27 protein-coding genes are annotated in these 26,192 nt (G+C 71.5%); 16 read left to right on the forward strand and 11 right to left on the reverse strand.

Features of this window, described 5'->3' with window-relative positions; translation table 11 throughout:
• Window positions 1-72 precede the first annotated feature (72 nt).
• The 3 genes from ACFOX0_RS04250 to ACFOX0_RS04260 all read left to right on the forward strand — a co-directional run bounded on the left by ACFOX0_RS04250 (window position 73) and on the right by ACFOX0_RS04260 (window position 4,531).
• A complete protein-coding gene (locus ACFOX0_RS04250; RefSeq protein ID WP_377542153.1) occupies window positions 73-816 on the forward strand; it encodes an MBL fold metallo-hydrolase in 744 nt (247 codons plus the stop codon).
• 101 nt (window positions 817-917) lie between these two features.
• Window positions 918-1,949 carry a glycosyltransferase family 2 protein gene (locus ACFOX0_RS04255; protein WP_377542519.1) on the forward strand — a complete coding sequence of 344 codons (1,032 nt, stop codon included), beginning with the start codon at window positions 918-920 and terminating at the stop codon, window positions 1,947-1,949.
• Window positions 1,946-4,531, forward strand: a complete 2,586-nt coding sequence (locus ACFOX0_RS04260; protein ID WP_377542154.1) for a YfhO family protein — start codon at window positions 1,946-1,948, stop codon at window positions 4,529-4,531. Before ACFOX0_RS04255 ends, ACFOX0_RS04260 begins: the two co-directional genes overlap by 4 nt.
• Here ACFOX0_RS04260 and ACFOX0_RS04265 read toward each other — a convergent pair.
• Window positions 4,486-5,109, reverse strand: a complete 624-nt coding sequence (locus tag ACFOX0_RS04265; protein WP_377542155.1) for a nitroreductase family deazaflavin-dependent oxidoreductase — start codon at window positions 5,107-5,109, stop codon at window positions 4,486-4,488. The genes ACFOX0_RS04260 and ACFOX0_RS04265 overlap by 46 nt on opposite strands.
• Window positions 5,110-5,369: 260 nt before the next feature.
• Here ACFOX0_RS04265 and ACFOX0_RS04270 point away from each other — a divergent pair, with 260 nt between their 5' ends.
• Window positions 5,370-6,971 (forward strand): amino acid permease, encoded by a 1,602-nt coding sequence (locus ACFOX0_RS04270; RefSeq protein ID WP_377542157.1) that lies wholly within the window; start codon window positions 5,370-5,372, stop codon window positions 6,969-6,971.
• Between the two features lie 312 nt (window positions 6,972-7,283).
• On the opposite strand, the gene ACFOX0_RS04275 is transcribed toward ACFOX0_RS04270, so the two are convergent.
• Entirely contained in the window at window positions 7,284-7,610 is a 327-nt protein-coding gene (locus ACFOX0_RS04275; RefSeq protein ID WP_377542158.1) for a hypothetical protein, read from the reverse strand.
• Between the two features lie 334 nt (window positions 7,611-7,944).
• On the opposite strand from ACFOX0_RS04275, the gene ACFOX0_RS04280 reads away from it, so the two are divergent.
• The 3 genes from ACFOX0_RS04280 to ACFOX0_RS04290 all read left to right on the forward strand — a co-directional run bounded on the left by ACFOX0_RS04280 (window position 7,945) and on the right by ACFOX0_RS04290 (window position 9,138).
• The gene (locus tag ACFOX0_RS04280) at window positions 7,945-8,703 is read left to right on the forward strand and encodes a helix-turn-helix domain-containing protein (protein WP_377542159.1); all 759 of its coding nucleotides are present in this window, start codon (window positions 7,945-7,947) and stop codon (window positions 8,701-8,703) included.
• Window positions 8,704-8,708: 5 nt separating this feature from the next.
• Window positions 8,709-8,891: a DUF397 domain-containing protein gene (locus ACFOX0_RS04285; protein ID WP_377542520.1), complete on the forward strand. Its 183-nt coding sequence runs from the start codon at window positions 8,709-8,711 to the stop codon at window positions 8,889-8,891.
• A gap of 64 nt (window positions 8,892-8,955) precedes the next feature.
• Window positions 8,956-9,138 (forward strand): DUF397 domain-containing protein, encoded by a 183-nt coding sequence (locus tag ACFOX0_RS04290; RefSeq protein ID WP_377542160.1) that lies wholly within the window; start codon window positions 8,956-8,958, stop codon window positions 9,136-9,138.
• A gap of 90 nt (window positions 9,139-9,228) precedes the next feature.
• On the opposite strand, the gene ACFOX0_RS04295 is transcribed toward ACFOX0_RS04290, so the two are convergent.
• The 3 genes from ACFOX0_RS04295 to ACFOX0_RS04305 are packed head-to-tail and all read right to left on the reverse strand — an operon-like array spanning window position 9,229 to window position 11,134.
• Window positions 9,229-10,047, reverse strand: a complete 819-nt coding sequence (locus ACFOX0_RS04295) for an alpha/beta hydrolase (protein ID WP_377542161.1) — start codon at window positions 10,045-10,047, stop codon at window positions 9,229-9,231.
• A 40-nt stretch (window positions 10,048-10,087) separates the two neighbouring features.
• The gene (locus tag ACFOX0_RS04300; RefSeq protein WP_377542162.1) at window positions 10,088-10,477 is read right to left on the reverse strand and encodes an OsmC family protein; all 390 of its coding nucleotides are present in this window, start codon (window positions 10,475-10,477) and stop codon (window positions 10,088-10,090) included.
• A gap of 33 nt (window positions 10,478-10,510) precedes the next feature.
• Window positions 10,511-11,134, reverse strand: coding sequence for a hypothetical protein (locus ACFOX0_RS04305; protein WP_377542163.1), 624 nt, complete (start codon window positions 11,132-11,134; stop codon window positions 10,511-10,513).
• Between the two features lie 248 nt (window positions 11,135-11,382).
• Between ACFOX0_RS04305 and ACFOX0_RS04310 the strand changes: the two genes are divergently transcribed.
• Window positions 11,383-11,907, forward strand: coding sequence for an HAD domain-containing protein (locus ACFOX0_RS04310; protein ID WP_377542164.1), 525 nt, complete (start codon window positions 11,383-11,385; stop codon window positions 11,905-11,907).
• A 42-nt stretch (window positions 11,908-11,949) separates the two neighbouring features.
• Here ACFOX0_RS04310 and ACFOX0_RS04315 read toward each other — a convergent pair whose 3' ends face one another.
• Genes ACFOX0_RS04315 through ACFOX0_RS04325 form a run of 3 tightly spaced genes read right to left on the reverse strand, consistent with a single transcriptional unit; the run spans window position 11,950 to window position 13,580 of the window.
• A complete protein-coding gene (locus ACFOX0_RS04315) occupies window positions 11,950-12,546 on the reverse strand; it encodes a PIN domain-containing protein (RefSeq protein WP_377542165.1) in 597 nt (198 codons plus the stop codon).
• Window positions 12,543-12,956: a helix-turn-helix domain-containing protein gene (locus tag ACFOX0_RS04320; RefSeq protein ID WP_377542166.1), complete on the reverse strand. Its 414-nt coding sequence runs from the start codon at window positions 12,954-12,956 to the stop codon at window positions 12,543-12,545. Before ACFOX0_RS04320 ends, ACFOX0_RS04315 begins: the two co-directional genes overlap by 4 nt.
• A gap of 51 nt (window positions 12,957-13,007) precedes the next feature.
• Window positions 13,008-13,580 (reverse strand): TetR/AcrR family transcriptional regulator, encoded by a 573-nt coding sequence (locus ACFOX0_RS04325; protein WP_377542167.1) that lies wholly within the window; start codon window positions 13,578-13,580, stop codon window positions 13,008-13,010.
• Between the two features lie 73 nt (window positions 13,581-13,653).
• Between ACFOX0_RS04325 and ACFOX0_RS04330 the strand changes: the two genes are divergently transcribed.
• Together ACFOX0_RS04330 and ACFOX0_RS04335 are read left to right on the forward strand one after the other, a co-directional pair.
• Window positions 13,654-14,127, forward strand: coding sequence for a DoxX family protein (locus tag ACFOX0_RS04330; protein ID WP_377542168.1), 474 nt, complete (start codon window positions 13,654-13,656; stop codon window positions 14,125-14,127).
• Between the two features lie 428 nt (window positions 14,128-14,555).
• Window positions 14,556-14,948, forward strand: a complete 393-nt coding sequence (locus ACFOX0_RS04335) for a hypothetical protein (RefSeq protein WP_377542169.1) — start codon at window positions 14,556-14,558, stop codon at window positions 14,946-14,948.
• A 55-nt stretch (window positions 14,949-15,003) separates the two neighbouring features.
• Here the strand turns inward: ACFOX0_RS04335 and ACFOX0_RS04340 are convergent, their stop codons facing one another.
• Both ACFOX0_RS04340 and ACFOX0_RS04345 read right to left on the reverse strand, forming a co-directional pair.
• Window positions 15,004-15,969, reverse strand: a complete 966-nt coding sequence (locus ACFOX0_RS04340) for an NAD-dependent epimerase/dehydratase family protein (RefSeq protein ID WP_377542170.1) — start codon at window positions 15,967-15,969, stop codon at window positions 15,004-15,006.
• 60 nt (window positions 15,970-16,029) lie between these two features.
• Complete coding sequence (locus ACFOX0_RS04345) at window positions 16,030-16,491, reverse strand: hypothetical protein (RefSeq protein ID WP_377542171.1); 462 nt, start codon at window positions 16,489-16,491, stop codon at window positions 16,030-16,032.
• A gap of 118 nt (window positions 16,492-16,609) precedes the next feature.
• On the opposite strand from ACFOX0_RS04345, the gene ACFOX0_RS04350 reads away from it, so the two are divergent.
• The 5 genes from ACFOX0_RS04350 to ACFOX0_RS04370 all read left to right on the forward strand — a co-directional run bounded on the left by ACFOX0_RS04350 (window position 16,610) and on the right by ACFOX0_RS04370 (window position 24,865).
• Window positions 16,610-17,992 carry a glutamine synthetase family protein gene (locus ACFOX0_RS04350; RefSeq protein WP_377542172.1) on the forward strand — a complete coding sequence of 461 codons (1,383 nt, stop codon included), beginning with the start codon at window positions 16,610-16,612 and terminating at the stop codon, window positions 17,990-17,992.
• Entirely contained in the window at window positions 17,973-19,340 is a 1,368-nt protein-coding gene (locus ACFOX0_RS04355) for an aldehyde dehydrogenase family protein (protein WP_377542173.1), read from the forward strand. The genes ACFOX0_RS04350 and ACFOX0_RS04355 overlap by 20 nt, the downstream gene beginning before the upstream one ends.
• A 43-nt stretch (window positions 19,341-19,383) precedes the next feature.
• Window positions 19,384-20,151, forward strand: a complete 768-nt coding sequence (locus ACFOX0_RS04360; protein ID WP_449288846.1) for a 3-oxoacyl-ACP reductase — start codon at window positions 19,384-19,386, stop codon at window positions 20,149-20,151.
• A gap of 84 nt (window positions 20,152-20,235) precedes the next feature.
• The gene (locus ACFOX0_RS04365; RefSeq protein ID WP_377542175.1) at window positions 20,236-21,021 is read left to right on the forward strand and encodes a gamma-glutamyl-gamma-aminobutyrate hydrolase family protein; all 786 of its coding nucleotides are present in this window, start codon (window positions 20,236-20,238) and stop codon (window positions 21,019-21,021) included.
• A 142-nt stretch (window positions 21,022-21,163) separates the two neighbouring features.
• Window positions 21,164-24,865, forward strand: a complete 3,702-nt coding sequence (locus tag ACFOX0_RS04370; RefSeq protein ID WP_377542176.1) for a SpoIIE family protein phosphatase — start codon at window positions 21,164-21,166, stop codon at window positions 24,863-24,865.
• A gap of 6 nt (window positions 24,866-24,871) precedes the next feature.
• Here ACFOX0_RS04370 and ACFOX0_RS04375 read toward each other — a convergent pair whose 3' ends face one another.
• Entirely contained in the window at window positions 24,872-25,186 is a 315-nt protein-coding gene (locus ACFOX0_RS04375; protein ID WP_377542177.1) for an STAS domain-containing protein, read from the reverse strand.
• 148 nt (window positions 25,187-25,334) lie between these two features.
• Here ACFOX0_RS04375 and map point away from each other — a divergent pair, with 148 nt between their 5' ends.
• Window positions 25,335-26,192 carry a type I methionyl aminopeptidase gene (gene map, locus ACFOX0_RS04380; protein WP_377542178.1) on the forward strand — a complete coding sequence of 286 codons (858 nt, stop codon included), beginning with the start codon at window positions 25,335-25,337 and terminating at the stop codon, window positions 26,190-26,192.

Below are 26,192 nucleotides of genomic sequence, written 5' to 3' on the forward strand. Positions count from 1 at the left end.
CTCCCCGGTCGGCACGCCGGACGGCCGGCCGGGGACTCGTCCGCCCGGCGGCCGGCCGTTACCATCGGCCGGATGCGGATCACCGTGCTCGGCGGCGTGGGCGCGTTCCCCACGGTTCACCAGGGATGCGGTGGCTACCTGGTGGAGTTCCAGGACACCCGGCTGCTGGTCGACCCCGGTTACGCCACGCTGCCTCGGCTGCTCGAACGCTGGCCGGTGTGGGCGGTGGACGCGGTGTACGTCAGCCACGCGCACCCGGACCACTGCGCCGACCTGCAGCCGCTGTTGCGTACCCGGAATCTGACCGACCGGGACGGCCCGGCGCTCCCGGTGTACGCGCCGACCGGCAGCCTCGACCGGCTGCTCGCCGTCGACGAACCGGGCCTGCTGGACGGCAGTTACGAGCTGCGCGAGTTCACCCCCGGGGACGCGTTCCCGATCGGGCCGTTCCAGGCGCGTACCTGGCTGCTGCCGCACTGGGAGACCAACGCGGGCCTGCGGCTGCTGGGCGGTGGCCGGGTGTTCGCGTACACCGGGGACACCGGGCCGAGTCCGGACCTGGTGGCGCTGGCCGACCACGCCGACCTGCTGCTGGCCGACGCCACCTACCCGGACCGGGTGCCCGACCGGCATGCCGGCAACCTGTCCAGCGCGGCCGAGGTGGGCCGGTACGCGGCCGCGGCCGGGGTCGCCCGGGTGCTGCTCGCCCACCTGTGGCCGGGCACCGACCCGGGGGCGGCGGTGACCGCGGCCCGGCGTGCCTACCCGGGACCGGTGTCGGTCGCCGAGCCGGGCCTCGTGGTGGACCTGGACTGAGCCGTCGTGGTCCGCTGGTTGCCGGGGCGGGCGGACCGGGAGCGGTCGATACCCGTCCGGCGGTTCGTACTACGATGCCGACCGTGGCTGAGCAGACCGTCATGCCCCCACGGACCGGCCCGCTGCGGCTCTCCCTGGTGATTCCCTGTTACAACGAGGAAGCCTCGATCGAGAGGCTCTACGACGCGGTGAGCCGCACCATCGCCGCGGTGGGCGACGACGTCGAGCCCGAGATCGTCTTCGTCGACGACGGCAGCGACGACGGCACGCTGCGGGTGCTGCGGCACCTCGCCGCCGGGCACCCCGAGGTCCGCTACACCTCGCTGAGCCGCAACTTCGGCAAGGAGGCGGCGATGCTGGCCGGCCTGGAACGGGCCACCGGCGACGCCGTCGTGATCATGGACGCCGACCTCCAGCACCCGCCCGAGCTGCTGCGGACGATGATCGAGTTGCACCGGCAGGGCTTCGACCAGGTGATCGCCCGGCGGGACCGGCGCGGCGACAAGCTGGTCCGGACGCTGGCCTCCCGCGCCTTCTACCGGCTGGTCAACGCCTGGGTCGACGTCGAACTCGTGGACGGCGCGGGCGACTTCCGGCTGTTGTCCCGGCGGGCCGTCGAGGCGCTGCTGAGCCTGCCGGAGTACAACCGGTTCTCCAAGGGCCTGTACGCCTGGATCGGGTTCAACACGGCCACCTTCACGTACGCCAACGAGGCCCGGCAGGCCGGCAAGAGCCGCTGGACCATCGGCAAGCTGTTCAACTACGCCCTCGACGGCATGCTCTCGTTCAACAACCGGCCGCTGCGCGGGGCGGTCTACATGGGGCTGCTGCTCACCACGGTGGCCGTCGGTTACATGATCTGGGTGATCGGGATGGCCGTGGTGCACGGGATCGACGCCCCGGGCTACGTGACCATCATCGCCAGCGTCATCGGTCTCGGCGGGATCCAGATGACCACCCTCGGCGTCATCGGCGAGTACGTCGGCCGGATCTACTACGAGACCAAGCGCCGCCCGCACTACCTGATCCGGGAGACCGAGGTTCCGTTGACCCGGGACGTCGGCGTGGCCGGCCAGCGGGCCAGGGAGTCCGGGGAGGACGTGGCCGGACTGTCGACGCGGCGGCTGCGGTGACCGCCGGCCCGGCGGTGCGGACCGACGGGCGGACGACCCACGGCGCGGAACCCGCCACCCCGACCGACGCGGCGCCGGCGGTCGCGGCGCCGGCGGAACCGGTACGCGGGTGGCGGCGGTGGGCACCGTACCCGCTCGCCGCACTCGTGGTGGCGGTCGCGTTCTGCGTCTCGGGGAACTACCGGCGGACCGTGCCGTTCGGGCCGCTCACCCGGAGCACCAACGATCTCGGCGACCAGTCCGTGCCGATCCACGGCTACCTGCGGGACCTGCTGCTCGGGCACGCCGAGGGCGGCCTGCTGGTCAACTGGCGCAGCGGCTGGGGCGTCTCCTTCCTGCCCGATCTCTACACCTACGCCACCAGCCCGTTCTCGCTGCTCGTGCTGCTGTTCCCGCGCGACCGGATGGACGACGCGCTGTTCGTCGTCATCCTGCTCAAGATGATGGTGGCCGCGATCGCAATGGTCGCCTTCCTGCGCTCCACCGGGCGCGGCCGGTGGTGGCTGCTCGGCCTGTTCGGCGCCGGGTACGGGCTCTGCGGCTGGGCGGTCGACGACGCGGCGTACGTCCCGCAGTGGCTGGACGGCCTGATCCTGTTCCCGCTGCTCTGCCTGGTCGGCCGGTGGCGCCGGGACAACCGCCGGTTCCTGCTGGGCGTGCTGGTGGCCGGCTACGGGTGGCTGGCCAACTTCTACACCGCCTACATGGCCACCATCGCCGCCGGGTTGGTGCTGCTCTGCGGCCTGCTGATCGAGCGGACGACCTGGCGGGACCGGGCGCTGGCGCTGAGCCGGTTCGCCGGGACGGTGCTGTGCGGGATCGTGGCGGTGCTGCCGCTGCTGCTGCCGACGTACCTCGCGGCGAAGCAGGCGGCCGGGTCCACCGTCGTCAACCAGCCGTTCACGCCGATTCCCTGGGTCGACTTCCTGTCCCGGCTGCTGCCGGCGACCGAAGGGGTCGGCTTCAGCGCCAGCATCTACGTGGGCACGCTGGGGCTCGTACTGGTGGCGACCCTGCCGTGGCACCGGGGCGTCCCGGCCCGGGCACGGATCGGGTGGCTGGTGCTGGTCGTCGCGTTGGTCGCGTCGTTCCGCTGGACCCCGACGGTCACCGCCTGGCACCTGTTCGACGAACCGCAGGGCAGCTCGTACCGGGAAGCGTTCGTGCTGTGCGGTGTCCTGCTCATCGCCGGCTGGCAGGCCGTCGCCGCCGGGTTGCCCCGATGGCCGGCCCTGGCCGGCGGCGCGGGCGTCGTCGCGGCGCTCGCCGCCGGCACGTACGGCGGGAAATTCGTCCACCCCCGGGCCTGGCTCGTCCTCGCGGCCAGCCTGCTGGTCGTCGTCGCCGTCCTGCTCGGCACGCGCGCGCTGGCCGGCGGCGCCGGTCGCTGGCGGACGGCGGTCGGTGCCGCCCTGGCGCTCCTCGTGGTGTTCACCAGCACGGCGGAACAGACCGTCACGGCCATCGTCACGGACCAGCGCCGGGACGTGATCTGGTACAAGATCCCGACCTGGGGACCGGCTCACGACCAGCGCCGGGCGGCCGTGGCGCAGGCGGCGGACTTCCCGCGCCACCGCACCGACCCCGGCGCGCCGATGCTCAGCCGCAACGACCCGATGCTGCTCGGTGGCGAGGGCACGGGCTACTACAGCAGCCTGATCCCCGGGTCCACCTACCAGACCCTGAAGGCGTTCGGGTTCGGGGTGCAGAACCGGGTGGTGCTGCCCAACGCCAGTCCGGTGCTGGACGCGCTGTTCGCCGTCGGCGCCCGGGTGCTCCCCGCCAAGGGTCGGGCGACGGTCCGCCGCCAACCGGCGCCGCCGCTGGTCACCGTCCACGCAGACGTCTGGGCCGAACCCGGCACCGGCGGATCACCACTGGTACGGCAGCAGGCCGCCCTCGGCCACGACGTCTACACCTTCCCCGCCGGCACGCTCACCCTCGGCGGCCGGACCGAACGGCTGCCCGCCGACCAACCGCGCGACCTGCCCGCCGACACCGACGTCACGCTCACCGTCGCCTGCCGCCCCGGCCAACCGGTGTACGCCGCCACCCCCGAGCTGTGGGGCGTCTTCAGCACCGGTCCGGCGGCCGTCCGGGCCGAGGGCGGGACGGCCCTGCTCGGTACGGCGGGCCGGGACGGGCGACTGACCAGCACGCTGCGGTTGCGGCGGGCCGGCACCCTGCCCGCGCGCTGGGCCGGTTGCCTGGACGAGGGCCGGCTGGCCGCCGCCGTCGACGACCTCACCAGGACCGGAGCGCGGTCGGTCCGGGTGGACGGTAACCGGCTGGACGCCGACCTGCCCCCGGGCACCGCCGGGATGGCGGTGCTGTCCACCACGCTGTCCGACGGCTGGCGGTGCAGCACCGACGGGCGGCACTGGTCCACGCCGCAGAGTTGGGCGGGGCTGATCGCGGTGCCGGTCACCCCGGGGACCGACCGGATCAGCTGCGCCTTCGAGCCGCCCGGCCTGCGGGCCGGCCTGGCCGCGACCGGGGCGGTGCTGCTGCTGGTGGTGGTGGCCCTGACCGGCCGCTACCTGTTCCGTCGCCGCCGGAACCAGCCCGCCGGGCCCGACTGACCGGTGCCGGCCCGTCCGGTGTGGGCTTGCCCGGTGTGGGCTTGCCCGGCTTCGGCGGTCGGATCCGGTTCGATGCGGAAGACCGGGTACCGCGCGGCGATCCGCTCGAACTCGGCCAGGGCCGACCGCCGGTCGACCGGGACGTGTGGCCGGGCGCCCGGCGCGAGTTCGAGGTAGCGGCGCAGGATCGGCGCGCGCTCGGCCGGTGGGACCTCGACGAGCCGGACCGGCCGGCGCACCCGGTACCGCAGGGTCACCCGCCCCTCGGCGGCCCGGACGTTCGCCACCCAGCCAGCGCCGGTGCCGAGCATCGACACCAGGTAACGCTCGCCCTGGTGGTCGGCCACGACCACCGGCAGCGAGATCATCCGACCGGTACGGCGTCCCGGCACCTCCAGGGCGACCATGCGCTCCGGCCCGACGCCGTACGCGCCGAGGAGACTCCCGAAGCGGTTCATCCCGGCCGCCAACCGGTTCGGCCGGCCGGTCCGGTACATCCAGCGCAGGGCCGCGGTGTTCGGGTGCCGCCACCACGGCTTGCCGCTACCCGGGCGGATGGTGGTCGTTCTCTCGGACATCCCGATCTCCCCTCGTCCCGGACGGACGGATCCGTCGCCCGCGACGGACGGCCCGGTGGACCGCGCCGTTGCGCCTCCTTCGACGATCCGCCACCCCGCGCCGCGGCCACCAGGGACCAACGGCCCGTCCCGTCCCGAATCCGCGCGTCGGCGCTGGTCATCGGCCGAAAGATCGCCGGCCGGTCGGCTCGGGCTATTGACCTGCTTGATCGTGGAGGTCGACACTGTGCCGCACGAACCTGACTCGCAGGAGGTGTGCGATGACCACCACGTCCGCGAGCACGGCCGAGCAGCCGATGGACGACGACAGCCGGCGGCTGGCCGAACTCGGTTACAAGCAGGAGTTGCGCCGCAAGTGGAGCGGTTTCTCCAACTTCGCCATCTCGTTCTCGATCATCTCGATCCTGGCCGGTTGCTTCACGACGTTCGGCCAGGCGTGGAACAACGGCGGTCCGGTGGCCGTCGCCTGGGGCTGGCCGCTGATCTCGCTGTTCATCCTGATCATCGGCTTCTCGCTGGCCGAACTGGTCTCCGCCTATCCCACGGCCGGCGGCATCTACTGGTGGGCGGCGAAGATGGGCCGCCCGGCGCACGGCTGGTTCACCGGGTGGTTCAACCTGATCGGCCTGGTGGCCGTCACCGCGTCGGTCGACTACGGTTGCGCGACGTTCCTGAACCTGACGCTGTCGGCGCTGTTCGACGGGTGGGCGGGAACGCTGCGGCAGGCGTTCCTGCTGTTCGTGATCATCCTGGCCCTGCACTGCGTGATCAACATTTTCGGGCACCGGATCATCGACGTCCTGCAGAACGTCTCGGTCTGGTGGCACGTGGCCGGCGCGGCCGCCGTGGTGGCGATCCTGGTCTTCGTCCCGGACCGGCACCAGAGCTTCCAGTTCGTCTTCACCGAGCGGTTCAACAACTCCGGCTTCGGCGACGGCGGCACCGGCGGCTGGACGTTCTGGTTCTACGTGCTGCCGCTCGGGTTCCTGCTCACCCAGTACACGATCACCGGCTTCGACGCCTGCGCGCACGTCTCCGAGGAGACCCGCGGCGCGTCCCAGGCGGCGGCGCGGGGCCTCTGGCAGTCGATCTTCTACTCGGCCGTGGGTGGCTGGATCCTGCTGCTGGCGTTCCTGTTCGCCGCCACCGACGTTGACGCGATCAACGACGCCGGCGGTTTCTCCGGGGCGATCTTCCAGACCGCGTTGACGCCGTTCTTCTACAAGGCGGTCATCATCATCTCCACCATCGGCCAGTTCTTCTGCGGGATGAGCTGCGTGACCAGCATGAGCCGGATGACGTACGCGTTCAGCCGGGACCGGGCGGTGCCCGGCTGGCGGCTGTGGTCCTCGGTCGACCGCAACGGCACCCCGGTCAAGGCCATCATCGCCGCCTCGGTGGCCGGCCTGGTGCTCACCCTGCCGGCGCTCTACGAGAGCAAGGCCGGTGTCCCGGTCGCCTTCTACGCCGTGGTCTCGGTCGCCGTGATCGGCCTCTACCTGGCATTCCTGATCCCGATCGCGCTGCGGCTGCGGATGGGCGACCGGTTCGAGCCGGGGCCGTGGACCCTCGGGTCCAAGTCGAAACTGTTCGGTTGGATCGCGGTGGTCGAGATCGCGATCATCTCGATCTACTTCATCCTGCCGATCGTGCCGGCGGGCGTGCCCGGCAACGCCGACTTCAGCTGGTCCGCGGTCAACTACGCGCCGATCGCCGTGGGCGGGATGCTGCTGCTGGTCGGCGTCTGGTGGTTCGCCTCGGCCCGCAAGTGGTTCACCGGCCCGCGCCGCACCATCGACCCGACGCCGGACGCCGACCCCCTCGCGGTGGGCCCACCCGACCCGCCGCCGCGGTCGGGCTGACCCCTCGGCGCCCGGTGCGGCGCGGTGCGGTGCGGTGCCGCGGAGCGCCGGGCGTTGCCGGGCCGTGCCGCGCGGTGCCGCGGCCGGGTGAGTGGCGACGCGCGTGCCAACGCGGGCGGCGTCGGCGCCGGGCAGCGGTACTGATTTTGGCGCTACATCAAATTCGTAGTAGCTACTACATTTTTGATGTGGCGCCGAAATCGGAACCGCTACCGCCGCGACGCATCGACAGCGGCTTCGTCAGACGCGGACGACGCCCCGGCTCCTGGTTGCCGCCAGGATGCCGGGGCCTCGTCCGTTCGGGAGGAAAGCCTAAAGGTCCGGCGTCGGGATGACCGGCCGCTTGAACGGCGGCCAGACCAGGAACCGGTCGAACATCACCCGGGGTCCCGGCGCGTCGTCGGGGTTGAGCCGGTAGAGGTCCTTCATCGCCTCGGCCATTTCGGATGCCATCCGGATCGACAGGCCGACCGGGTCGCTGTCGTACCGCGCCTTGAGGTGCAGGCGGGCGCTGGCGCACGGCCACGGCTGCGGGCAGGCCCGGCACGACCACATCGGCCTGCGCGGCCGATGGGCCTCCAGCGGTACGGGGTACGTGAGATCGGGCCCGCCGGCCGGTTGAATGGCCTGCTCAGTCACTGCCGTACCCCCTGCGCTGCGCGGTCGTCAGTGCCGGCGGCGGTCCGCCGGGTCGACGCCGGGGGAGGCGCCGCCTCCGTCGCCGGTCGAGGAGCCGCCGGAGCCTGCTTGACCACATGTCTCACCATCCTTCGCGTCGACTGGACGGGGGTCGATCCGTGAGGAGCCCGGACCGACCCCCGCGGTCCCGCCCGTTCGCAGTTCGGCCTGCCACGTTGCATTCCCTGAGGCCCGAGCGGTCCCGCTGAGGAAACCCTCCTATTGGGTGATGGGATATTTACAGGTCGTGACGATAAGGTCCTGAGGAATCCGAGGAGTCCCCAAAGGAGCACACATGAGCGAGGCACTGCGTGCGGCGATGGCAGAGGCCGGAGAGACCACTGATTCCCTGGCTGCCCAGGTTGGAGTGGATCCGAAGACGGCGGCGCGGTGGCTGTCCCGAGGCCGGATCCCGCACCCCCGCACGCGGTTGAAAGTTGCGACTGTCCTGCGGAAGGACATCGGGGACCTTTGGCCAGACGTTCTACGACGCCGCAAGCCAACGTGGTTGCGCGAGTGGATCGAATGGGAGCGCGAGGCGATTGCCCTGCACTGGTTCGAGCTGGCGTACGTCCCGGGGCTGTTGCAGACCGAGCCCTACGCTCGGGCGACGCTGCCCAGTGGCCGGTGGACCGTGGAGGAAATTGACCAACTTGTCGCCGCGCGCATAAAGCGGCACGCCATCCTGACACGCGCCGCACCGCCCCAGCTTGTCGCCGTGATGGACGAGGGTGCACTGCGTCGACAGGTGCCCGGAAAGCCTGAGATCATGCGGGAACAGCTAGGGCACCTCGCGCACTGCGCAGAGGCCGAGATCGCGCAGATCCATGTCGTCCCGAGCGACGTGGGGCTGTACGTCGGGCTCGCTGGTCAGTTCATCGTCGCCGAACTGCCGGACGGCCGGCGAGCGGCGCACGCTGACAACCAGCTCAACGCGCAATTCGTCGATGACCCGGCAGAGGTTGCTAGGCTTGCTCAATCGTGGGAGCAGGTCCGGAGTCTGGCCCTCCCTGCGAACCAATCTCTAGACCTGATCAAGAAAGCGGCGAAGTGATGGACATCAACGGCGCTCAGTGGCGCAAGTCCAGCAAGTCGGGCGCAAACGGCGGCTCGTGTGTCGAGGTCGCCGACAATTTCTCCGGCGTCGTGCTGGTCCGAGACACGAAGGACAGAGAGGGCGGCACCCTCAACTTCGCCCCTAGGGCATGGCAGTCCTTCGTCGACCTGGCGAAGCGGTACTGACTGTTCCGTGCGGCAGTGCCCCTCGTGAGTGGCAACTCTTGAAGGAAGTGGCACGTTCATGGACATGACCGGAGCGCGGTGGCGCAAGAGCACCTACAGCGGTGGCAACGGTGGTGACTGCGTCGAGGTTGCCGACAATCTTCCAGGGGTGGTCCACGTCCGCGACACCAACGACCGGGAGGGTGGCACCCTCCACTTCAGCCGCCGGAGCTGGCAGGCGTTCGTCGATCTGACCAGGCGGCACTGATCTCTCCTGGCCGGGGCGGTCGGCGTGCCTCAGCGGGCATCGTCGATTGGCGCGACCGGAAACCGTACAGGGAGAAGGGGTAAGCGCCGTTCACTTCGTCGCGATCCGGTCGAGCAGGAACCGCGCCGTGGCGTCGATGACGTCGTCGAAGTGCTGGCTGCTGCCGGGGTAGTGGAATCCGTGTCCGGCTTGTTCGTATTCGAGGAGCGCACACTCGTTGCCGGAGCGCACCATCGCGTCCCGGAACTGCCGTACGGAGCCGATCGGCTCGACCTCGTCGAGGGTGCCGTGGTGGATCTGCGTCGGCGGGTTCCCCGGCCGGACGAACTCGATCAGCGAGTACTCAATCAGTCTGCCCGCGGCGACACCGATCTGCTGTTCGAGCCGGCGCCGGGCGGCCGGCTCGACGGAGCGCAGATCCGTCCCCGCGGGATTGAGCGCCACCACGGCCGCGACGCCAGGCTCCGATGCGGTGGCGGACGCCTGCGGGGTCATCGCCGCGATCATCGCGAGATGGGCACCGGCCGAGCTGCCACCCGAGGCCAGGTGCGACGTTTCGAGTCCGCGCGAGGCCGCCAGCCGGGCGAACTGCTCGACGGCGAGCCGGACATCGGCGACGCAGTCGTCGATGTTGGCAGCGCCGCGACCGAGCAGCCGGTACCCGGCCGAGACCGCGAGGATTCCGCGCGACGCGAGTTTCCGGCCGTGCGGGGCGAGCCCGTCGGTCGATCCCGCCCGCAGGGCACCGCCATGGAACAGCACGATGCCGGCGCGTGGTTGCCTGCCGTCGCCGGGCTCGAAGACCAGCATGGGCAACTCCGTGCCGTCGGCAGCGGGAGAGCGCGTCGAAGACTCCGAGACTGGCGACGTGGTTTCCCGATCCGAGCCGGGTGATCCGGGGACGGCCACGCAACGTCCAATCGGTATGTGCTTCACGGCCAGGGACGAGTCAGGTTCTCCGTACCGTCGTTCCCTCGCGGAGGGCCCGGGGGATCTCGGCGACCTCGTCGACCCGGTCCAGCAGTACGGCGAGTTCCTCAGCGGACGCGGGCGAGTTCAGCTCGACCTGGTAGGTGATGCCGCTCGATGTCCATGTCTGCGGGTCGAAGGCACCCTGGGCCGACACCCGTACCCCGTGAATGCAGATCCCCAGGTCGCCCGCCTCCCGGTAGATGTCGTTGAGGACGCACCCGGCCGCGGCGAGGTGCAACAGGTGTGCCCCCGTGAAGTCCGCCTCGATCGTGACGCCCTCAGCGGTCCACCGGTGCGGGAACCGGATCGCGCCGGCGTCGTCCGATCTGAACGAGCCCGCGCCGACCACGACTGCAAACTGCTTCACCGCTTGCCCCCTGCCCGAGCTGACTCGCCGACACTACTGGTCCTCCGTGAGCAGGCCCGGCTCACCGCCCTCGTCCGGCCTGATTCGGATCCGACTGGTCTTCTGGTGGCCTTCGCCCTTGGCGTAGCAGAACTGGGGAAGATCCTGGTCGGTCGGCACCAGCGCGATCTCCGGGAACTCGTCGCACCGCAGGTCGGACCAGCTCGCCGTGGATGGATCGGAGTTGCCGTACTTTCGCTGGACATACGCCAGCAGGCCGTCCCTGGTGATCACGGTCCGCGGTGCCTTTGCCTTCCACTCGAAAACGCTGGAGCCGGCCGGTGTGGTTTCGACCGTGAAAACCACGGCCTGTCCGGCGTACGTCACCGTGCAGTCGAACGTCATGGCACGGTCGGCGGTGAGCCCCTGGCTGGCGCAGCGGCTCGTCGTCGGCTTCTGCACCCCGGCCGACGAGAGCACCTGCTGCTCCAGGTCGTACCGGATCTGCTCGTCGGCGCCGCTGCCGAAGATGTTGGGCCGCAGCCAGGTCGGCTTCGGCGAGGCCGGCAACGACGACGCCGGCACCGGTTGGCCAAGCCCTTCCCAGTCGTCCTGGTTGACCACGTTGGTGATGAGCTGGCCGACACCGCAGAGGCCGCCGCAGACGAGCAGCACCACGAGCAGTCCACTGAGGACCCACCGCCGGCCGCCCGGCCGCGTGGGTTGCGGATCGGCCGGTTGAGGTGGCTGAACCGGGCTCTGCGCATGCTGCTGACCGTCGTCCACGTTTCCCCCGTCTCCGATCGCGACGGGCGAGAGTGTAATCGAGGAGGTTACCGACCGTGGTCCGCTCCGAAGGCCGGCCGCGCGGAGGCAATGGCGAGCAGACGCTCAAGGGTGCCGGCGGTCGACGATACGGTCCGATCATGTCTGTGGGCGTCGCGCGACCGCTGATCTTTGTGGACATCGACGGGGTGCTCATCCCATTCCGGGCCCGCCCGGCCGGCGCCGGTCGCCGCTCCGGTAGCGGCACGCGGAACGAGCCCGACCACTCCGGGAACCCGCTGCTGGATCGCCTCGACCCCGACGACGGTCGTCGTCTGCTCGCCCTACGAGGAGACCTGGTCTGGGCGAGCACCTGGACGGCCGAGGCGAACGAGGTCGTCGCTCCGCGACTCGATCTGCCCGTCCTGCCCTTCGTCAACTGGCCCGACACCGACGAGGAACCACCGCCCGGCGTGCACTGGAAGACCGCACCCTTGACACGGTGGGCGGCAGGACGCCCGTTCGTCTGGCTCGATGACGAAAGCACCGACGCCGACCGACGATGGGTGGCCGCACACCACGCAGAGCCAGCATTGCTGCACCGCGTCGACTCATCTCTGGGACTGGCCGACGCCGATCTCGCCGCGGTGCGCGAATGGCTCGAACAACTGGACAAGCGCGCATGATCGGCCGTACGGTCTGCCGCCGACCGTGCGCCCCTCAACTCGTCATTCATCTCCGAGTAGGCGCGTGATCAGGCCGGCGGTCGTTGGAGCACCAGCTCTCTTCAGCGCCGTGACGGTCGACTCGTCGGTGGCGCCCTTGAGTGAATCGACGGCCGTCCGGTGGACGGCAAGCATCTGTTGCTCGTACTCGATCACGAGCCGGCTGAGCAACTGGTCCGGAGTGAGCACTTCGCAGCCGAGAGCTTCAACAAGATGTGCCGGGAAGTCCCTGGTGTTCGAGGTACACAACACCGTTGCCTCAGCGGCGTGGCAGGCAACCAGGACGTGGCGGTCGTCTTCGTCCGGGAGCGGCACCTCGGCCAGCGTGTGCCAATGCTTCTCGTCAGGCTCCACCTCCGCGTAGGGGAAGGCGCGGTTCATCGCCTCCACCAGTCGCTGGGCGGCTGCCTGGTCGAAGCCGGTTACGTTCTTCATCAGGTGCTCCGTGACCTCGGTGAGGATCTGCGCACTCCATGCGATGGCGATGATTTCCTGGTCAGCCGCGTAGAGCAGATAATCACGCAGGACGCGTGAGTAGAGCACGTTCGCGTCGGCGAGGACGACCCGGATCAGATCGGCCTCGCCAATGGCGCCGCTCATCCAGTCAGTCCGAGTTCGTTCTGCACAGCAGCCAACTCAGCCATCGCTTCGCGCCGGCGCCCACGCTCCGCCTCAAGGAACACCCTGATCGAGGAGACGCGGATACGGTGGTGGGTGCCGACCTTGCGCGACTCCAGCAGTCCGCGGTCCATCAGCTTTCGAACCTGGGGCCGGGACATCGCCAGCATGACCGCCGCCTCCGTCGGGCTGACTTCGGCGTTTGCCGGCGAAACAATGATCTCTTCGCCGTGTGCCCGGGCATCAACCAACCGCGACACCAACTCGGCCGTCTCCCGCGACAGCTCCACGTGCACCTCGTTGCCGGGCTCGGCCAAGGCACGATGAAGAGCCTCGGCGTCACGCATCAGCAGGTCTGTCACGGCCACCCCTATCTGCTCCAACTGCTCCAACTGCAGCAAGTGTAACGGACGGGGTGCTGATTGCCACCAATTTCGTTCGAGCTAGCCGTTACTGGCCGGAGGCAGGACCCGGGCGATGACGTCGTCGACCAGGGTCGGCGGGACGGGCCGGTGCGCGATGAAGCGGCGGTAGAAGAACGGGCTGGTGAGTAGGTCGGTGAGCAGTTCCGGATCGGCGTCCGGGGGGAGTTCACCACGGTCGCGGGCCCGGGCCAGTACGACGAGCAGCGGTTCGCGGCGGCGTCGGGTCAGGTCCGCGTGCAGGGCCGCGAGGGTGGGATCGCGCTCGGCGGCGTCGATGAACGCGGCGAGCAGGCGCGGGAACGGGGCGTTCTCCAGCAGTGTGACGAAGGCGCCGAGGATCTGCGCCACGTCGGTCGCCAGCCGGCCGGTGTCCGGCGTGGGGAACGGGCGGAAGGTGGCGTCCATGGCGTCGATCAGGAGCGGGCCCGTGCCGGACCAGTGCCGGTAGATGGTGGCCTTGCTGGCGCCGGCGCGCCGGGCGACCGCCTCCATCGTGAAGCCGGCCAGGCCGTCGGCGTCGAGCACCTCCAGCGCGGCCCGCAGCACCCGCTGCCGCGCCCCGGCGCCCCGGGAAATCGGCGGACCAGCCATTGTCGTCCCTCCATCGAAACGCTACCGTACACATATTAGAGGTACGGAGCCGTATCGATAGAGGGTGGTTCCGATGACGCGAGAGACGATGACGCGACGAACGATGACGCGGCGGATGATGGGACGGACGCCGTCCGCCGAGTCCGACGACGAGAACTCAGGACGGAGCCGGCGGCGGATCCTCACGTACTGGATAGTGACGGCCGTGGTGGTCGGCGAGTGCGCGGTGGGCGGCGCCATGGATTTGTTTCGGATGGCGCCGTTCTACCCGACGATGATCGACCTGGAGTATCCGGGCTACCTGGCCACCATCCTGGGCGGCGCCAAGCTGCTCGCCGCAGTGGTGCTGCTGGCGCCCCGGCTGCCCCGGCTGAAGGAGTGGGCGTACGCCGGGGTGATGATCAATATGCTCGGCGCGTGCGCCTCGCACCTGGCCATGCATCGGCCGGTCGGCAACCTCGTCCCGCCCGCAGCGTTCGCCGCGCTGGCCCTGCTCTCCTGGGCGTCGCGCCCACCGTCGCGGCGCCTGCCGTCGGCCCGGCGGTGAGCCACGGGCCTCGGGGTGCCGGTGCCGGTGGCCCCAGGATCGCCTGACCGCGCGCGGTCGTCCGGGAGGCTGACTCGGGCGCCGCGCGATCCAGGGCGACAAAGGTTCAATGTGGACGCCACCTGACCGACCATCGCGCCTAAGATCCGAACATGGCCGGCCACTCCGTCTCTCCGCCCGCAGCGGTTCCAGCCGCCGACCCGCGACACCGCCGTCGGCGACCAGCCGGCCGCGGCCTGCGTACCGTCGGGGCCGCGCTCGTGGTTCTGGTCCTGCTCGCGGGGTGCGGCGCCGCCGGCGGCGGTCGGCCGCTGCCCGCGTCGGAGACGGCCGCGTCGGAGTTGCCGTCGGGACCGGACCGGACCGATCCCGCGGCCGGTAGCGCGGGCATGCCGCGCTCGATCCAGTGCGTTACCGAGGAGCCGCACATGGACGTCACCGTCACGCCGTCACCCAACGACGTGACGGTGGGCCCGTTGACCTGGCCCGGACTGCGCGGTTGGGCGAACGCCTGGCCGGCGGACTACGGCTACGGCGACGACGACGGCAACTACAAGCTCGGCGCCGAGGTCCGGGCCGGGGCGGAGGTCACCGTCACCGTCGGTCCGGAAGCCCGGACGTACGCCGGCCTGAGCTACGGTCAACGCTGGTCCTACTCGCCGGCGGAGTCGGTGACCTTCCACGGCTGCCCCTACCGGGACACCGCGTACATCGGCGGTTTCCAGGTGAAGGGGAAGCGGTGCGTGCCGTTCGACATCCAGGTCGGTGACGCGTCCCCGGTGCGGGTGTGGATCGGCTTCTTCGCACCGTGCCCCCGCTGAGCCGGCGACACGGCGGTGTACCGGCCGGCACCGACGGTCCGGTGGCGCCGTCGGGCTAGGCGGACGGCGCCGGGTCCACGAAGGTGTCGCGGAACGCCGGTTCCAGCGGCCGCCCGGTGGTCGGCTCGATGAACAGCTCGGCGAGCAGTACGTCGGCGAGATGGGTGGGATTGATACCCGACTCCTTCCCACCGAGGCCCTGCGCCAGGCCGCCGGACCGTAACGCGGCCCGGACGACGCCGGCGGGCAGCCGGCCCACCCGCCGGGGCCGGCCGACCGTCGTGGCGATGCGCCCGAACATGTCGTTCCAGGTGAGGTTCTCGTCGGCGACCGGAATGTCCTCCCCACGGGCCTGTTCCAGGGCGTCGACCGCGACGACGGCCACGCTGCGTGCCGAGGTCGCGGCGGTCCCGCCGGTGGGGGCCACCAGGGGCGACCGGGACCGGGCCCAGCGCTCCAACGGACCGGCCCAGTTCGGCAGCCGGTCACCGGCCCGGCCGAAGACGAAGGGCAGTTCGAGCACCGACACCGGCAGGTCCGGCCCGGCGGCCGCGCGGCCCTCCCGGGCCTGCTCCAACCGGCACCGGATGTACGCGTGGCGGTCCGCCAGCCGCCACTGCGGCCGCAGCCGGTCGTAGTAGGTGTAGTACGAGCCCATGACGACCGACCGGGTCAGACCCTCCTGGCGGGCGGCGGTGAGCAGGCGTACCACGGGCTCGACGATGTCCCGGCGGAACTCCGGATAGATCGGCTTGCGGAGCACCCGGTGCTCGTCCGAGCGCGCCGCGTACACCACCCCGTCGTGGCCGGCGAGCAGTGGCCGCAGCTCGTCCACCGAGGCCGACTCGACGTCGAGGACGTGCTCGATCCCGGGTCGGGCGGTACGCGCCACGGTGGTGACATCGTGCCCCCGCTCGCGCAGCACGGTCACGACATGGGCTCCGATGAGGCCGCTTCCACCCACCACAAGAATTCGCACGCCGCATCGTCCCACGCCGGATCCGGCCGATGGTCGAGCCACGAGGTTCAATTTCTTCGGGCGGAGTCGGACGGGTGAGACGCGCCCGGGCCACGCTCACCGTCAGTCCAGCAGCCAGGTCTGCAACTGGTCGCCGTACGGCGTGGAGGGGACCGCGGCGAGGACGACACAGATCACCGTGCCGATCAGCAGCAGGCGCCAGGTGCGCCGGTCGGCGCGGACGGCCCGGTCGGCGAGGCACGGCAGGCCGAGGAGCACAGCCGCGAACGCCAGCGGGGTGATCAGCATCGCCCCGACGCGGGACAGCCCGAAGATCCAGAGGATCGGGTTCCAGACGGTGTCCGGGCCGATGGCGATGACGTCCTTCGGGTCGCCGAAGCGTTCCAGGCCCGGGTCGAGCAGGCCGGCCCAGTCGCCGGTGCGGATCGCGGCGATCAGCAGCGTTCCCACACCACCGATCAGGTAGACCACGCCGAGCAGGTACTGGAACCCGATGGCCAACCGGACACGGCCCAGCCGACCGATCCGCCCCACCTCGCCCGCCGTACCGGCCTGCTCGGTCATCGCGACCCACCCGGGTCCGGATCCGTCATGCGCTCAAGGGTAGGACACGCGCGGGTCGGGACGGATCCTGGCGGCGGCGCTATTGACGTAGATCGCCGACGGCAAGTAGACCTGCTCTATGCCGCCTGCGCGCACCACCCCGAGCCCGCCGCTCTCCGTCGAGGAACTGCGGGTGGCGGTGGACGCCGGTGAGATCGACACCGTGGTTCTCGCCCTCACCGACATGCAGGGCCGGTTGCAGGGCAAGCGGTTCCACGCGCCGTTCTTTCTCGACCAGGTGGTGTCGGGCGGCAGCGAGGGGTGCAACTACCTGCTCGCCGTGGACGTGGACATGAACACCGTCGACGGGTACCCGATGTCCAGCTGGGACCGCGGGTACGGCGACTTCGCGATGGTGCCCGACCTGAACACCCTGCGCCGGATGCCGTGGCAGCCGGGCAGCGCCCTGCTGCTGGCCGACCTGGCCTGGCTGGACGGCTCCGGGGACGTGGTCGCCTCGCCCCGGCAGATCCTGCGCGCCCAGCTCGACCGGCTGGCCCGGCACGGGCTGACCGCGTACGCCGGCACCGAGTTGGAGTTCGTCCTCTACCGCGACTCGTACGAGGACGCCTGGCGGTCCGGCTACCGCGACCTGACCCCGGCCAACCAGTACAACGTCGACTACTCGCTGCTCGGCACCGCCCGGGTCGAGCCGCTGCTGCGCCGGATCCGGACCGAGATGGCCGGTGCCGGGCTCACCCCGGAGAGCGCCAAGGGCGAGTGCAACCTCGGCCAGCACGAGATCGCCTTCCGGTACGACGAGGCGGTCGCCTGCGCCGACCATCACGTGATCTACAAGAACGGCGCGAAGGAGATCGCCGCCCAGGAGGGCATGGCGATCACCTTCATGGCCAAGCCGAACGCCCGGGAGGGCAACTCCTGCCACGTCCACTTCTCGCTGCGCGACGCCGACGGGCGGTCGGCGATGCTCGGCGACGGGCCGGCCCACCTGTCGCAGACCGGGCAGCGGGTGCTCGCCGGGCTGCTCGCCACCATGCGCGAGTTCTGCCTGTTCTTCGCGCCCAACATCAACTCGTACAAGCGCTACCAGCCCGGCTCGTTCGCGCCGACCGCGCTGCGCTGGGGGGTGGACAACCGCACCTGTGCACTGCGGGTGGTCGGCCACGGGCAGGGCATGCGGGTGGAGAACCGGGTGCCCGGCGCCGACGTGAACCCGTACCTGGCGATCGCCGCGCTGGTGGCCGGCGCCGTGCACGGCATCGAGAACGAGTTGGAGCTGGAGCCGCAGTGCACCGGCGACGCGTACTCCGACGGCGACGCCGACCGGGTGCCCGGCACGCTGCGCGACGCGCTCGCCCTCTGGGAGTCGTCGGAGCTGGTCCGGTCCTCGTTCGGCGACGAGGTGACCACCCACTACGCCAACAACGCCCGGGTCGAGCTGGCCGCCTTCGACGCCGCGGTCACCGACTGGGAGCTGACCCGTGGTTTCGAACGTCTCTGAGCTGATCAACCCGGCCACCGGGGTAGCCGTCGGCACCGTGCCGGCGACCACCGCCGAGCAGGCCGACGCCGCGATCGAGCGGGCCGCGACCGCGTACGACGGGTGGCGGCGGGTCGCCCCCGCCGACCGGGCCCGACTGTTGCGCCGGTTCGCCGGGCTGGTCGACGCCCATTTGGAGGAGCTGGCCGAGCTGGAGGTACGCAACAGCGGGCACACCATCGGCAACGCCCGCTGGGAGGCCGGCAACGTCCGGGACGTGCTCGACTACTACGCCGGCGCGCCGGAACGGCTGACCGGGCGGCAGATCCCGGTGCCCGGAGGGTTGGACGTCACCTTCCACGAGCCGCTCGGTGTGGTCGGCGTGATCGTGCCGTGGAACTTCCCGATGCCGATCGCCGGCTGGGGTTTCGCCCCGGCCCTGGCGGCCGGCAACACGGTGGTGCTCAAGCCGGCCGAGCTGACCCCGCTGACCGCGCTCCGGCTGGCCGAACTGGGCCGTGCGGCCGGCCTGCCGGACGGGGTGTTCACCGTGCTGCCCGGCCGGGGCGACGTGGTGGGACAGCGGTTCGTCGACCACCCGGCCGTCCGCAAGGTCTGCTTCACCGGCTCGACCGAGGTGGGCACCCGGATCATGGCCGGCTGCGCCGCCCAGGTGAAGCGGGTGACCCTGGAACTGGGCGGCAAGAGCGCCAACATCGTCTTCGCCGACGCGGACCTGGCGAAGGCGGCGGCCGGCGCGCCGTACGCGGTGTTCGACAACGCCGGGCAGGACTGCTGCGCCCGGTCCCGGATCCTGGTCCAGCGGTCGGTGCACGACCGCTTCCTGGAGCTGCTCGAACCCGCGGTCAAGGCGCTGCGGGTCGAGGACCCGGCGCTGGAGACGGCCGAAATGGGCCCGTTGATCTCCGCCGGGCACCGGGAGCGGGTGGCCGGCTACGTCGACGGCGCTTCCGTCGCGTTCACCGGTGGTTGCCCCGACGGCCCCGGTTTCTGGTACGCGCCGACCGTGCTGCGTGCCGACTCGCCCGCCGACCGGCACTGGCGGGAGGAGATCTTCGGCCCGGTCGTGTCGGTGCTGCCGTTCGAGGACGAGGCCGACGCGGTCCGGCTGGCCAATGACACCGAGTACGGCCTGTCCGGCTCGATCTGGACCCGGGACGTCGGCCGGGCGCTCCGGGTGGCCCGCGGCGTCGAGGCCGGCAACCTCAGCGTCAACTCGCACTCGTCGGTGCGCTACTGGACCCCGTTCGGCGGGATGAAGCGGTCCGGCCTGGGCCGGGAACTCGGCCCGGACGCCCTGCACGCCTTCACCGACGTGAAGAACGTCTTCATCGCCACCGACGACTGAACGGCCGATGGCCGGCCGGGCACAAGAAACAGGGGGATCGATCGTGCAGGGACGGTTGGACGGCCGGGTGGCCGTGGTCACCGGGGCGGGCAGCGGCATCGGGTTGGCCACCGTACGCCGGTTCCGGGCCGAGGGTGCCCGGGTGGTCTGCGTGGACATCGCGGCGGACGCCGGGCGGGCCGCGGCGCAGGAGGTGGGCGGCGAGTTCGTCGCCTGCGACGTGGCCGACGAGGACCAGGTGCGGGAGCTGTTCGACGGGGTGGCGCAGCGGTACGGGCGGGTCGACGTCGCCTTCAACAACGCCGGCATCTCCCCGCCGGACGACGACTCGATCCTGACCACCGGGCTGGACGCCTGGGAACGGGTGCTCCGGGTCAACACCACAAGCGTCTACCTGTGCTGCAAGTACGCCATTCCGCACATGCGCCGGCAGGGCAAGGGGTCGATCATCAACACCGCCTCGTTCGTGGCGCTGATGGGTGCGGCGACCTCGCAGATCGCGTACACGGCCAGCAAGGGCGGGGTGCTGGCGCTGACCCGGGAGCTGGGGGTGCAGTTCGCCCGGGAGGGGATCCGGGTCAACGCGCTGTGCCCCGGGCCGATCGCCACGCCGCTGCTGCTGGACCTGTTCGCCAAGGACCCCGAGCGGGCCGCCCGTCGGCTGGTGCACGTGCCGATGGGTCGGTTCGGCGAGCCCACGGAGATCGCCGCCGCGGTCGCCTTCCTGGCCAGCGACGACGCCTCGTTCATGACGGCCGCCCAGTTCGTCGTCGACGGTGGGATCACCGGCGCGTACGTCACCCCGCTCTGAGCGCCGCGCCGAAGGGGGGTCCGGTGAGCGCGAGGAGTGCAGCGAAGCGGAGCCCCGCAGTCGCGAACGAAAGGCAGGCTCCGCGTGCAGCGACGACCGGTGGTGGGGATCACCACGTACGTCGAGCCCGCGTCGTACGGGGTGTGGGCCGACGTCGACGCGGCGCTGGTGCCGTACGCGTACGTCCGGATGGTGTCCGAGGCCGGCGGCCGGGCGGTGCTGCTGCCCCCGGACGACCTGGACGCCGACGTGCTGGACCGGCTCGACGCGCTGGTGCTGGCCGGCGGCGCGGACGTCGGTCCGGGCCGGTACGGGGCGGAACCCGGCCCGCTGACCGACAGCCGCCCGGACCGGGACGCCGGTGAGATGACCCTGCTGGCCGCCGCCCTGCGGGTGGACCTGCCGGTGCTCGGGGTCTGCCGCGGCATGCAACTGCTCGCCGTCGGGTACGGCGGCCGGCTGCACCAGCACCTGCCGGACACCGTCGGCCACGAGCGGCACCGGCCGGCCCCCGGGGTGTACGGCGCGCACCCGGTCCGGTTCGCCCCGGGCAGCCTGGCGGCGGCGGTGATGGCCGGCACCGACCGGGTCAACACCTACCACCACCAGGGGCTGGCCGACGCGGGCCGGTTGGCGGTGACCGGCTGGGCCGACGACGGGGTGATCGAGGCGGTGGAGGACCCGGAGCGGCGGTTCGTGCTCGGCGTGCAGTGGCACCCGGAGGCGTCCGGTGACCACCGCCCGTTCGCCGCCCTGGTCGCCGCGGCCCGGCGCGACGTCGCGCGGCCGGCCGACGTCGCGCGCCCACCCGATTCCGGGCAGCCACCCGGGTCCGGCGACCGGGCGGATGGGAAGATCACTGACGGGTGACACCCCTCGGCGGTGTCACGGGTCGGGCCGGCGTGTCATGGGTCCGGACCGGGGCGTTACGCGACCGGCCGGCCAGGGTACAAGGCGGTGCGCGGCGGGCGGGAGCCGTCGGCGTCGGCATCCGACCGTGACAGGAGGTGTAATGAGTTCGGCCCCCACGGTTGGCGACGGCGACCCGTCCTCCGGTTCGGCGGCCGTCCCGTTACCGTCCGGGTTGGCCGCCGCCTTCGCCGCCGGCGGTGAGATGGGGCAGCACTTCGCCCGGCTGGACTGGTCGGCGACCCGGGTCGGCCCGCCCGACCGGTGGCCGTCGACGTTGCTCAACGCGGTGAGCATGATGCTCGCCTCCCGGTCGCAGATCGTCATGTTCTGGGGCGAGGAGCATCTCGCCTTCTACAACGACGCCTATCTGCCGACCATCGGCGTCAAGCATCCCCGGGCGATGGTTCAGCCGGCCCGGGAGCACTGGGCCGAGCTGTGGCACGTCCTGGAACCGCTGTTCGACGGGGTACGTCGCAGCGGGGAGGCGTTCCGGGGCATCGACCATCCGTTCCTGCTGGAGCGGCACGGCTTCCTGGAGGAGACGTACTTCGACGTCTCCTACGACCCGCTGCGGACCGAGGACGGCACGATCGGCGGGATCTACTGCATCGTCAACGAGACCACCGGGCGGGTGCTCGGCGAGCGCCGGTTGCGGGCGCTGGCCGAACTCGGCCGGCGGTTGTCCGGGCCGGCGAGCTGGGCCGATCTGGGCGCCGAGGCGGCCCGGGTGCTCGACGCGCACCGCGCCGACGTACCGTTCGCGCTGGTCTACCTGGGCGACGGCCGGCCGGCGAGCGAGGTCCTGGTCGGCTGCGCCGGGGTGGATCCGGTCACCGCCCGGTGTTCCGGCGCGGGCGACCCGCGCGGCGTGCCACCGCTGCTGACCGGCGTGCTGGCCGGCGGGCCGGCCGTACTCGGCAAGGCCACCGACTTCGTCACCGCGCCGCCGGAGACCGCCGCCGACGGGGTGCTGGTGCTGCCGGTCAGCGCCGGCACCGAGGCGGCCGGCGCGCTGGTGGTCGGGATCAGCCGCCGGCTGCGGCTGTCCGAGGAGTACCGGGCCTGGTTCGACCTGGTGGCCGCGCAGGTCTCCAGCGCGGTGGCCGACCAGCGGGCGTACGAGATGGAGCGGGCCCGGGCCGCCGAACTGGCCGCGCTCGACCGGGCCAAGACCAACTTCTTCGCGAACGTCAGCCACGAGTTCCGCATCCCGCTCACGTTGGTACTCGGACCGTTGGAGGAGGCGCTCGCCGACCCGGACCTGCCGGCCGGCCACCGCGAGTCGTTGACCATGGTGCACCGCAACGCGCAGCGGCTGCTCAAGCTGGTCAACACCGTGCTGGACTTCTCCCGCCTGGAATCCGGTCGGTTGCGGGCCTCCTACGAGTCCACCGACCTGTCCGACTACACCGCCCGGTTGGCCAGCACGTTCCGGTCCGCCGTGGAGCGGGCCGGGCTGCGCTTCGAGGTGGACGCGCCGCCGCTGCCCGAGCGGGTCTTCGTCGACCGGGACCTGTGGGAGAAGATCGTCCTCAACCTGCTCTCCAACGCGCTGAAGTTCACCGTCTCCGGCGGCATCACCGTCCGGGTCCGGTCCGGAAACGGGTCGGCCCGGGTCGAGGTCGCGGACACCGGGGTGGGCATCGCGCCGGAGGACCTGTCCCGGGTGTTCGAGCGGTTCCACCGGGCGCCGGCCTCCGGTGCCCGGACCCACGAGGGCACCGGCATCGGCCTGGCCCTGGTCCGCGAACTGACCGAACTGCACGGCGGGGAGGTCACCGTCGTCAGCCGGCCCGGCGAGGGCAGTGTGTTCACGGTCGCGGTGCCGTTCGGCACCGGGCACCTGCCGCCGGAACGGGTGGCCGAGCTGCCGTCGCCGCTCACCGAGTCGGGCGAGAACCGGTTGTACGTGAACGAGGCCGCCGTCTGGGGTGGTGCGGAACCGCCCCGCAACGACCCGCGACCGGCCACCGGCGCCGACGGGTCCCGCCGCCGGGCGGGCCGGGTCCTGGTGGTGGACGACAACGCCGACCTGCGCGACCACCTCACCCGGCTGCTGTCCCCGTACTGGGCGGTGGTCACCGCGCCGGACGGCGAGGCCGGCTTCGCCGAGGCGGTCCGGGCGCCGTTCGACCTGGTCCTGACCGACCTGATGATGCCCCGGCTGGACGGTATCGGCCTGGTCACCGGACTGCGCGCCGACCCGCGGACCCGACACGTGCCGATCGTGATCCTCTCCGCCCGGGCCGGTGCCGGCGAGGCCGTCGAGGGGCTCGCCGCCGGGGCCGACGACTACCTGGTCAAGCCGTTCTCCGGGCAGGAACTGGTGGCCCGGGTCCGGTCGAACGTGGAACTCGGCCAGCTCCGCGGCCAGATCATCGAACAGTTGCGGGCGCTGGCCGACGCGGCCGTGGCGGTGAACACCGCCCGGAGCACCGGTGACGTGCTGCGGATCGCGGCCCGGCACGCGCAGACCCTGGTCCACGCGGGTCGGGTGGTCGCCAGCGTGCCCGGTGCCCGGTACGAGGCCGACGGCGGGCTGGCCGACGACCACGGCCCGCCGGTGCTGGTGCCGCTGGTGGACAGCGCCGGTGAACAGCTCGGTGAGTTGCGGGTCTGGTCACCCGCCGGGGGCAACACCGACGCCGAGGACGCCGCCCTGGCCCAGCTCGCCCGGCTGGTCGGCGTCCGGTTGGAGAACGCCCGGCTCTACGAGGCCGAGCACCGGATCGCCACCACCCTGCAGCACAGCCTGCTGCCCGAGTCGCTGCCGCAGCTGCCCGGCGCGATCGTCGCCAGCCGTTACCTGCCCGGCACCACCGGCGTCGAGGTGGGCGGCGACTGGTACGACGTGATCGGCGTGGGCGACGACGCGCTGGCGCTGGTGATCGGCGACGTGGTCGGCAAGGGTGTGCCCGCGGCGGCGTCGATGGGGCAGTTGCGCAACGCGCTGCGGGCGTACCTGCTGGAGGGGTACGACCCGGGGGCGGCGCTGACCCGGCTCAACCGGCTGGTCGACTCGACCGGGCGGCGGTCCTTCGCCACCGTGGTGTGCCTGTGGTTCGAACCGGCCGGCGGCCGGCTGCGGTACGCCAGCGCCGGGCATCCCGCCCCCCTGGTGATCGGCCCGGACGGCACGGTCGACCTGCTGTACGACCGGGCGCTCGGACCGCCGATCGGCGCCCTGCCGGCGGCGGAGTACCCGACCGGACAGACCCGGCTGGACCGGGGCCGGCGGCTGCTGCTCTACACCGACGGCCTGATCGAGGACCGGCGGGTCGGGGTCGACGTCGGTCTGGACCGGCTCCGGGCCACCGTCGCCGGGGCGGGTGGCGAGCACGTCGAGGACCTGGTGGCGACGCTGGTCGAGGAGGTGTCCCGGCAGCCGCGCCGGGACGACGTGGCGATCCTCGCCATGGAAACGGCCGAGCCCAACCGGTTCGCCGTACGGCTGCCGGCGGAGCCGACCAGGCTCAGCGTGCTGCGCCGCCGGCTGGACGACTTCCTGGTGGCCAACCGGGTCGGCGAGGCGGACCGGTTCGACCTGACCGTCGCCGTCAGCGAGGCCGCCGCCAACGCCATCGAGCATCCGGTGGCGCCGACCGGGCCCACCATCGTCGTCGAGGCGAGCATCGACGACGGGGTGGTCACCGCCACCATCCGGGACAGCGGTCAGTGGCGGGAGGCCACCGAGGCGGGGTTCCGGGGGCGCGGGCTGGCGTTGATCCGGGCGGTCGCCGAGGTGAGCGTGGACCGGACCGCCGAGGGTACCGCGGTCACCCTGCGTCGCCGGCTGCGCTGAGACCGGTCAGCCGGTGGCCAGCCAGGGCTGGTCGCCGAGGCCGGAGATGTCCAGCACCCGGCGTACCTGGTGGGAGGGGAGCACGGTGAGGTTGCCGGGCAGCCGCTCGGCCAGTCGTACCACGGCGTGGATGGCGGCCGAGTCGACGAAGGTGACCGCCCGCAGGTCGAGGGTGACCCGGCGGATGTCGTCCCGAACCGTGGCGCGGCTCATCGAGTCCGCGGTGGCCATGTCGACCTCACCGGCCACGACGACACGCAAATGATCACCGTCGGCCTCGGCGGTGACGGTGAAGAAGGATTCCGGATCCCCTTGATCCACGTAGACACGATGGCACACCGTGATTACGGCAGCAACAATCGCCACGAGGGCGCCACCGCGGCGCCGCCGCGTCACCGGCGCGGCCACGGTGAGTGGCTGCCGTCACGCGCCGGTGAACGCTCACCGACGGCGACGATAGGCTGGAGCCATGACCGTCCGTGCGCCACTCACGCCAGGAAAGCTGTCCCCGTGGCGGCCCGTGCCGCCGCACATCGTCCGGCCGGAGTACGTCGGGAAGAAGCATCCCAGCCCGTGGCGCGGCTCGCACGTCCAGTCGGCGGAGACGATCGAGAAGATGCGGGTGGCCGGTCGGCTGGCGGCCCGGGCCACCCAGTTGGCGGGGGAGCACTGCAAACCCGGGGTCACCACCGACGAGATCGACCGGGTGGTGCACGAGTTCCTGGTCGACCACGGCGCCTACCCCTCCACGCTGGGCTACCGGGGGTTCCCCAAGTCGTGCTGCACCAGCCTCAACGAGGTGATCTGCCACGGCATCCCCGACTCCACCGTGCTGCGCGACGGCGACATCATCAACGTGGACGTCACCGCGTACCTGGACGGCGTGCACGGCGACACCGACGCCACCTTCTGCGTGGGCGAGGTCTCCGAGGAGGTCCGGCTGCTGGTCGAGCGGACCCACGAGGCGATGATGCGGGGCATCCGGGCGGTCGCCCCCGGCCGCCAGATCAACGTCGTGGGGCGGGTCATCGAGTCGTACGCCAAGCGGTTCGGCTACGGGGTGGTCCGGGACTTCACCGGTCACGGCATCGGTGAGGCGTTCCACAGCGGCCTCTACGTGCCGCACTACGACAGCCCTCGGCCGACGGACGTGATGGAACCGGGCATGACCTTCACCATCGAGCCGATGATCACACTCGGCACCCACGAGTACGACATGTGGGACGACGGCTGGACCGTGGTCACCAAGGACCGCCGCTGGACGGCGCAGTTCGAGCACACCCTCGTCGTCACCGACGACGGTCACGAGATATTGACGCTGCCGTGA

It is taken from the genome of Micromonospora zhanjiangensis, from assembly GCF_042650605.1.
Lineage (GTDB): Bacteria > Actinomycetota > Actinomycetes > Mycobacteriales > Micromonosporaceae > Micromonospora_J > Micromonospora_J zhanjiangensis.

Excerpts from the sequence above, each read along its gene's own strand:
- ACFOX0_RS04265 (WP_377542155.1), bottom strand. The coding sequence starts at position 5,109 with ATGTCCGAGAGAACGACCACCATCCGCCCGGGTAGCGGCAAGCCGTGG.
- ACFOX0_RS04280 (WP_377542159.1), top strand. The coding sequence starts at position 7,945 with ATGAGCGAGGCACTGCGTGCGGCGATGGCAGAGGCCGGAGAGACCACT.
- ACFOX0_RS04325 (WP_377542167.1), bottom strand. The coding sequence starts at position 13,580 with ATGGCTGGTCCGCCGATTTCCCGGGGCGCCGGGGCGCGGCAGCGGGTG.
- ACFOX0_RS04335 (WP_377542169.1), top strand. The coding sequence starts at position 14,556 with ATGGACGTCACCGTCACGCCGTCACCCAACGACGTGACGGTGGGCCCG.
- ACFOX0_RS04255 (WP_377542519.1), top strand. The coding sequence starts at position 918 with ATGCCCCCACGGACCGGCCCGCTGCGGCTCTCCCTGGTGATTCCCTGT.
- ACFOX0_RS04290 (WP_377542160.1), top strand. The coding sequence starts at position 8,956 with ATGACCGGAGCGCGGTGGCGCAAGAGCACCTACAGCGGTGGCAACGGT.
- ACFOX0_RS04315 (WP_377542165.1), bottom strand. The coding sequence starts at position 12,546 with ATGAGCGGCGCCATTGGCGAGGCCGATCTGATCCGGGTCGTCCTCGCC.
- ACFOX0_RS04350 (WP_377542172.1), top strand. The coding sequence starts at position 16,610 with ATGCCGCCTGCGCGCACCACCCCGAGCCCGCCGCTCTCCGTCGAGGAA.
- ACFOX0_RS04370 (WP_377542176.1), top strand. The coding sequence starts at position 21,164 with ATGAGTTCGGCCCCCACGGTTGGCGACGGCGACCCGTCCTCCGGTTCG.
- ACFOX0_RS04310 (WP_377542164.1), top strand. The coding sequence starts at position 11,383 with ATGTCTGTGGGCGTCGCGCGACCGCTGATCTTTGTGGACATCGACGGG.
- ACFOX0_RS04270 (WP_377542157.1), top strand. The coding sequence starts at position 5,370 with ATGACCACCACGTCCGCGAGCACGGCCGAGCAGCCGATGGACGACGAC.
- ACFOX0_RS04345 (WP_377542171.1), bottom strand. The coding sequence starts at position 16,491 with ATGACCGAGCAGGCCGGTACGGCGGGCGAGGTGGGGCGGATCGGTCGG.
- ACFOX0_RS04330 (WP_377542168.1), top strand. The coding sequence starts at position 13,654 with ATGACGCGAGAGACGATGACGCGACGAACGATGACGCGGCGGATGATG.
- map (WP_377542178.1), top strand. The coding sequence starts at position 25,335 with ATGACCGTCCGTGCGCCACTCACGCCAGGAAAGCTGTCCCCGTGGCGG.
- ACFOX0_RS04250 (WP_377542153.1), top strand. The coding sequence starts at position 73 with ATGCGGATCACCGTGCTCGGCGGCGTGGGCGCGTTCCCCACGGTTCAC.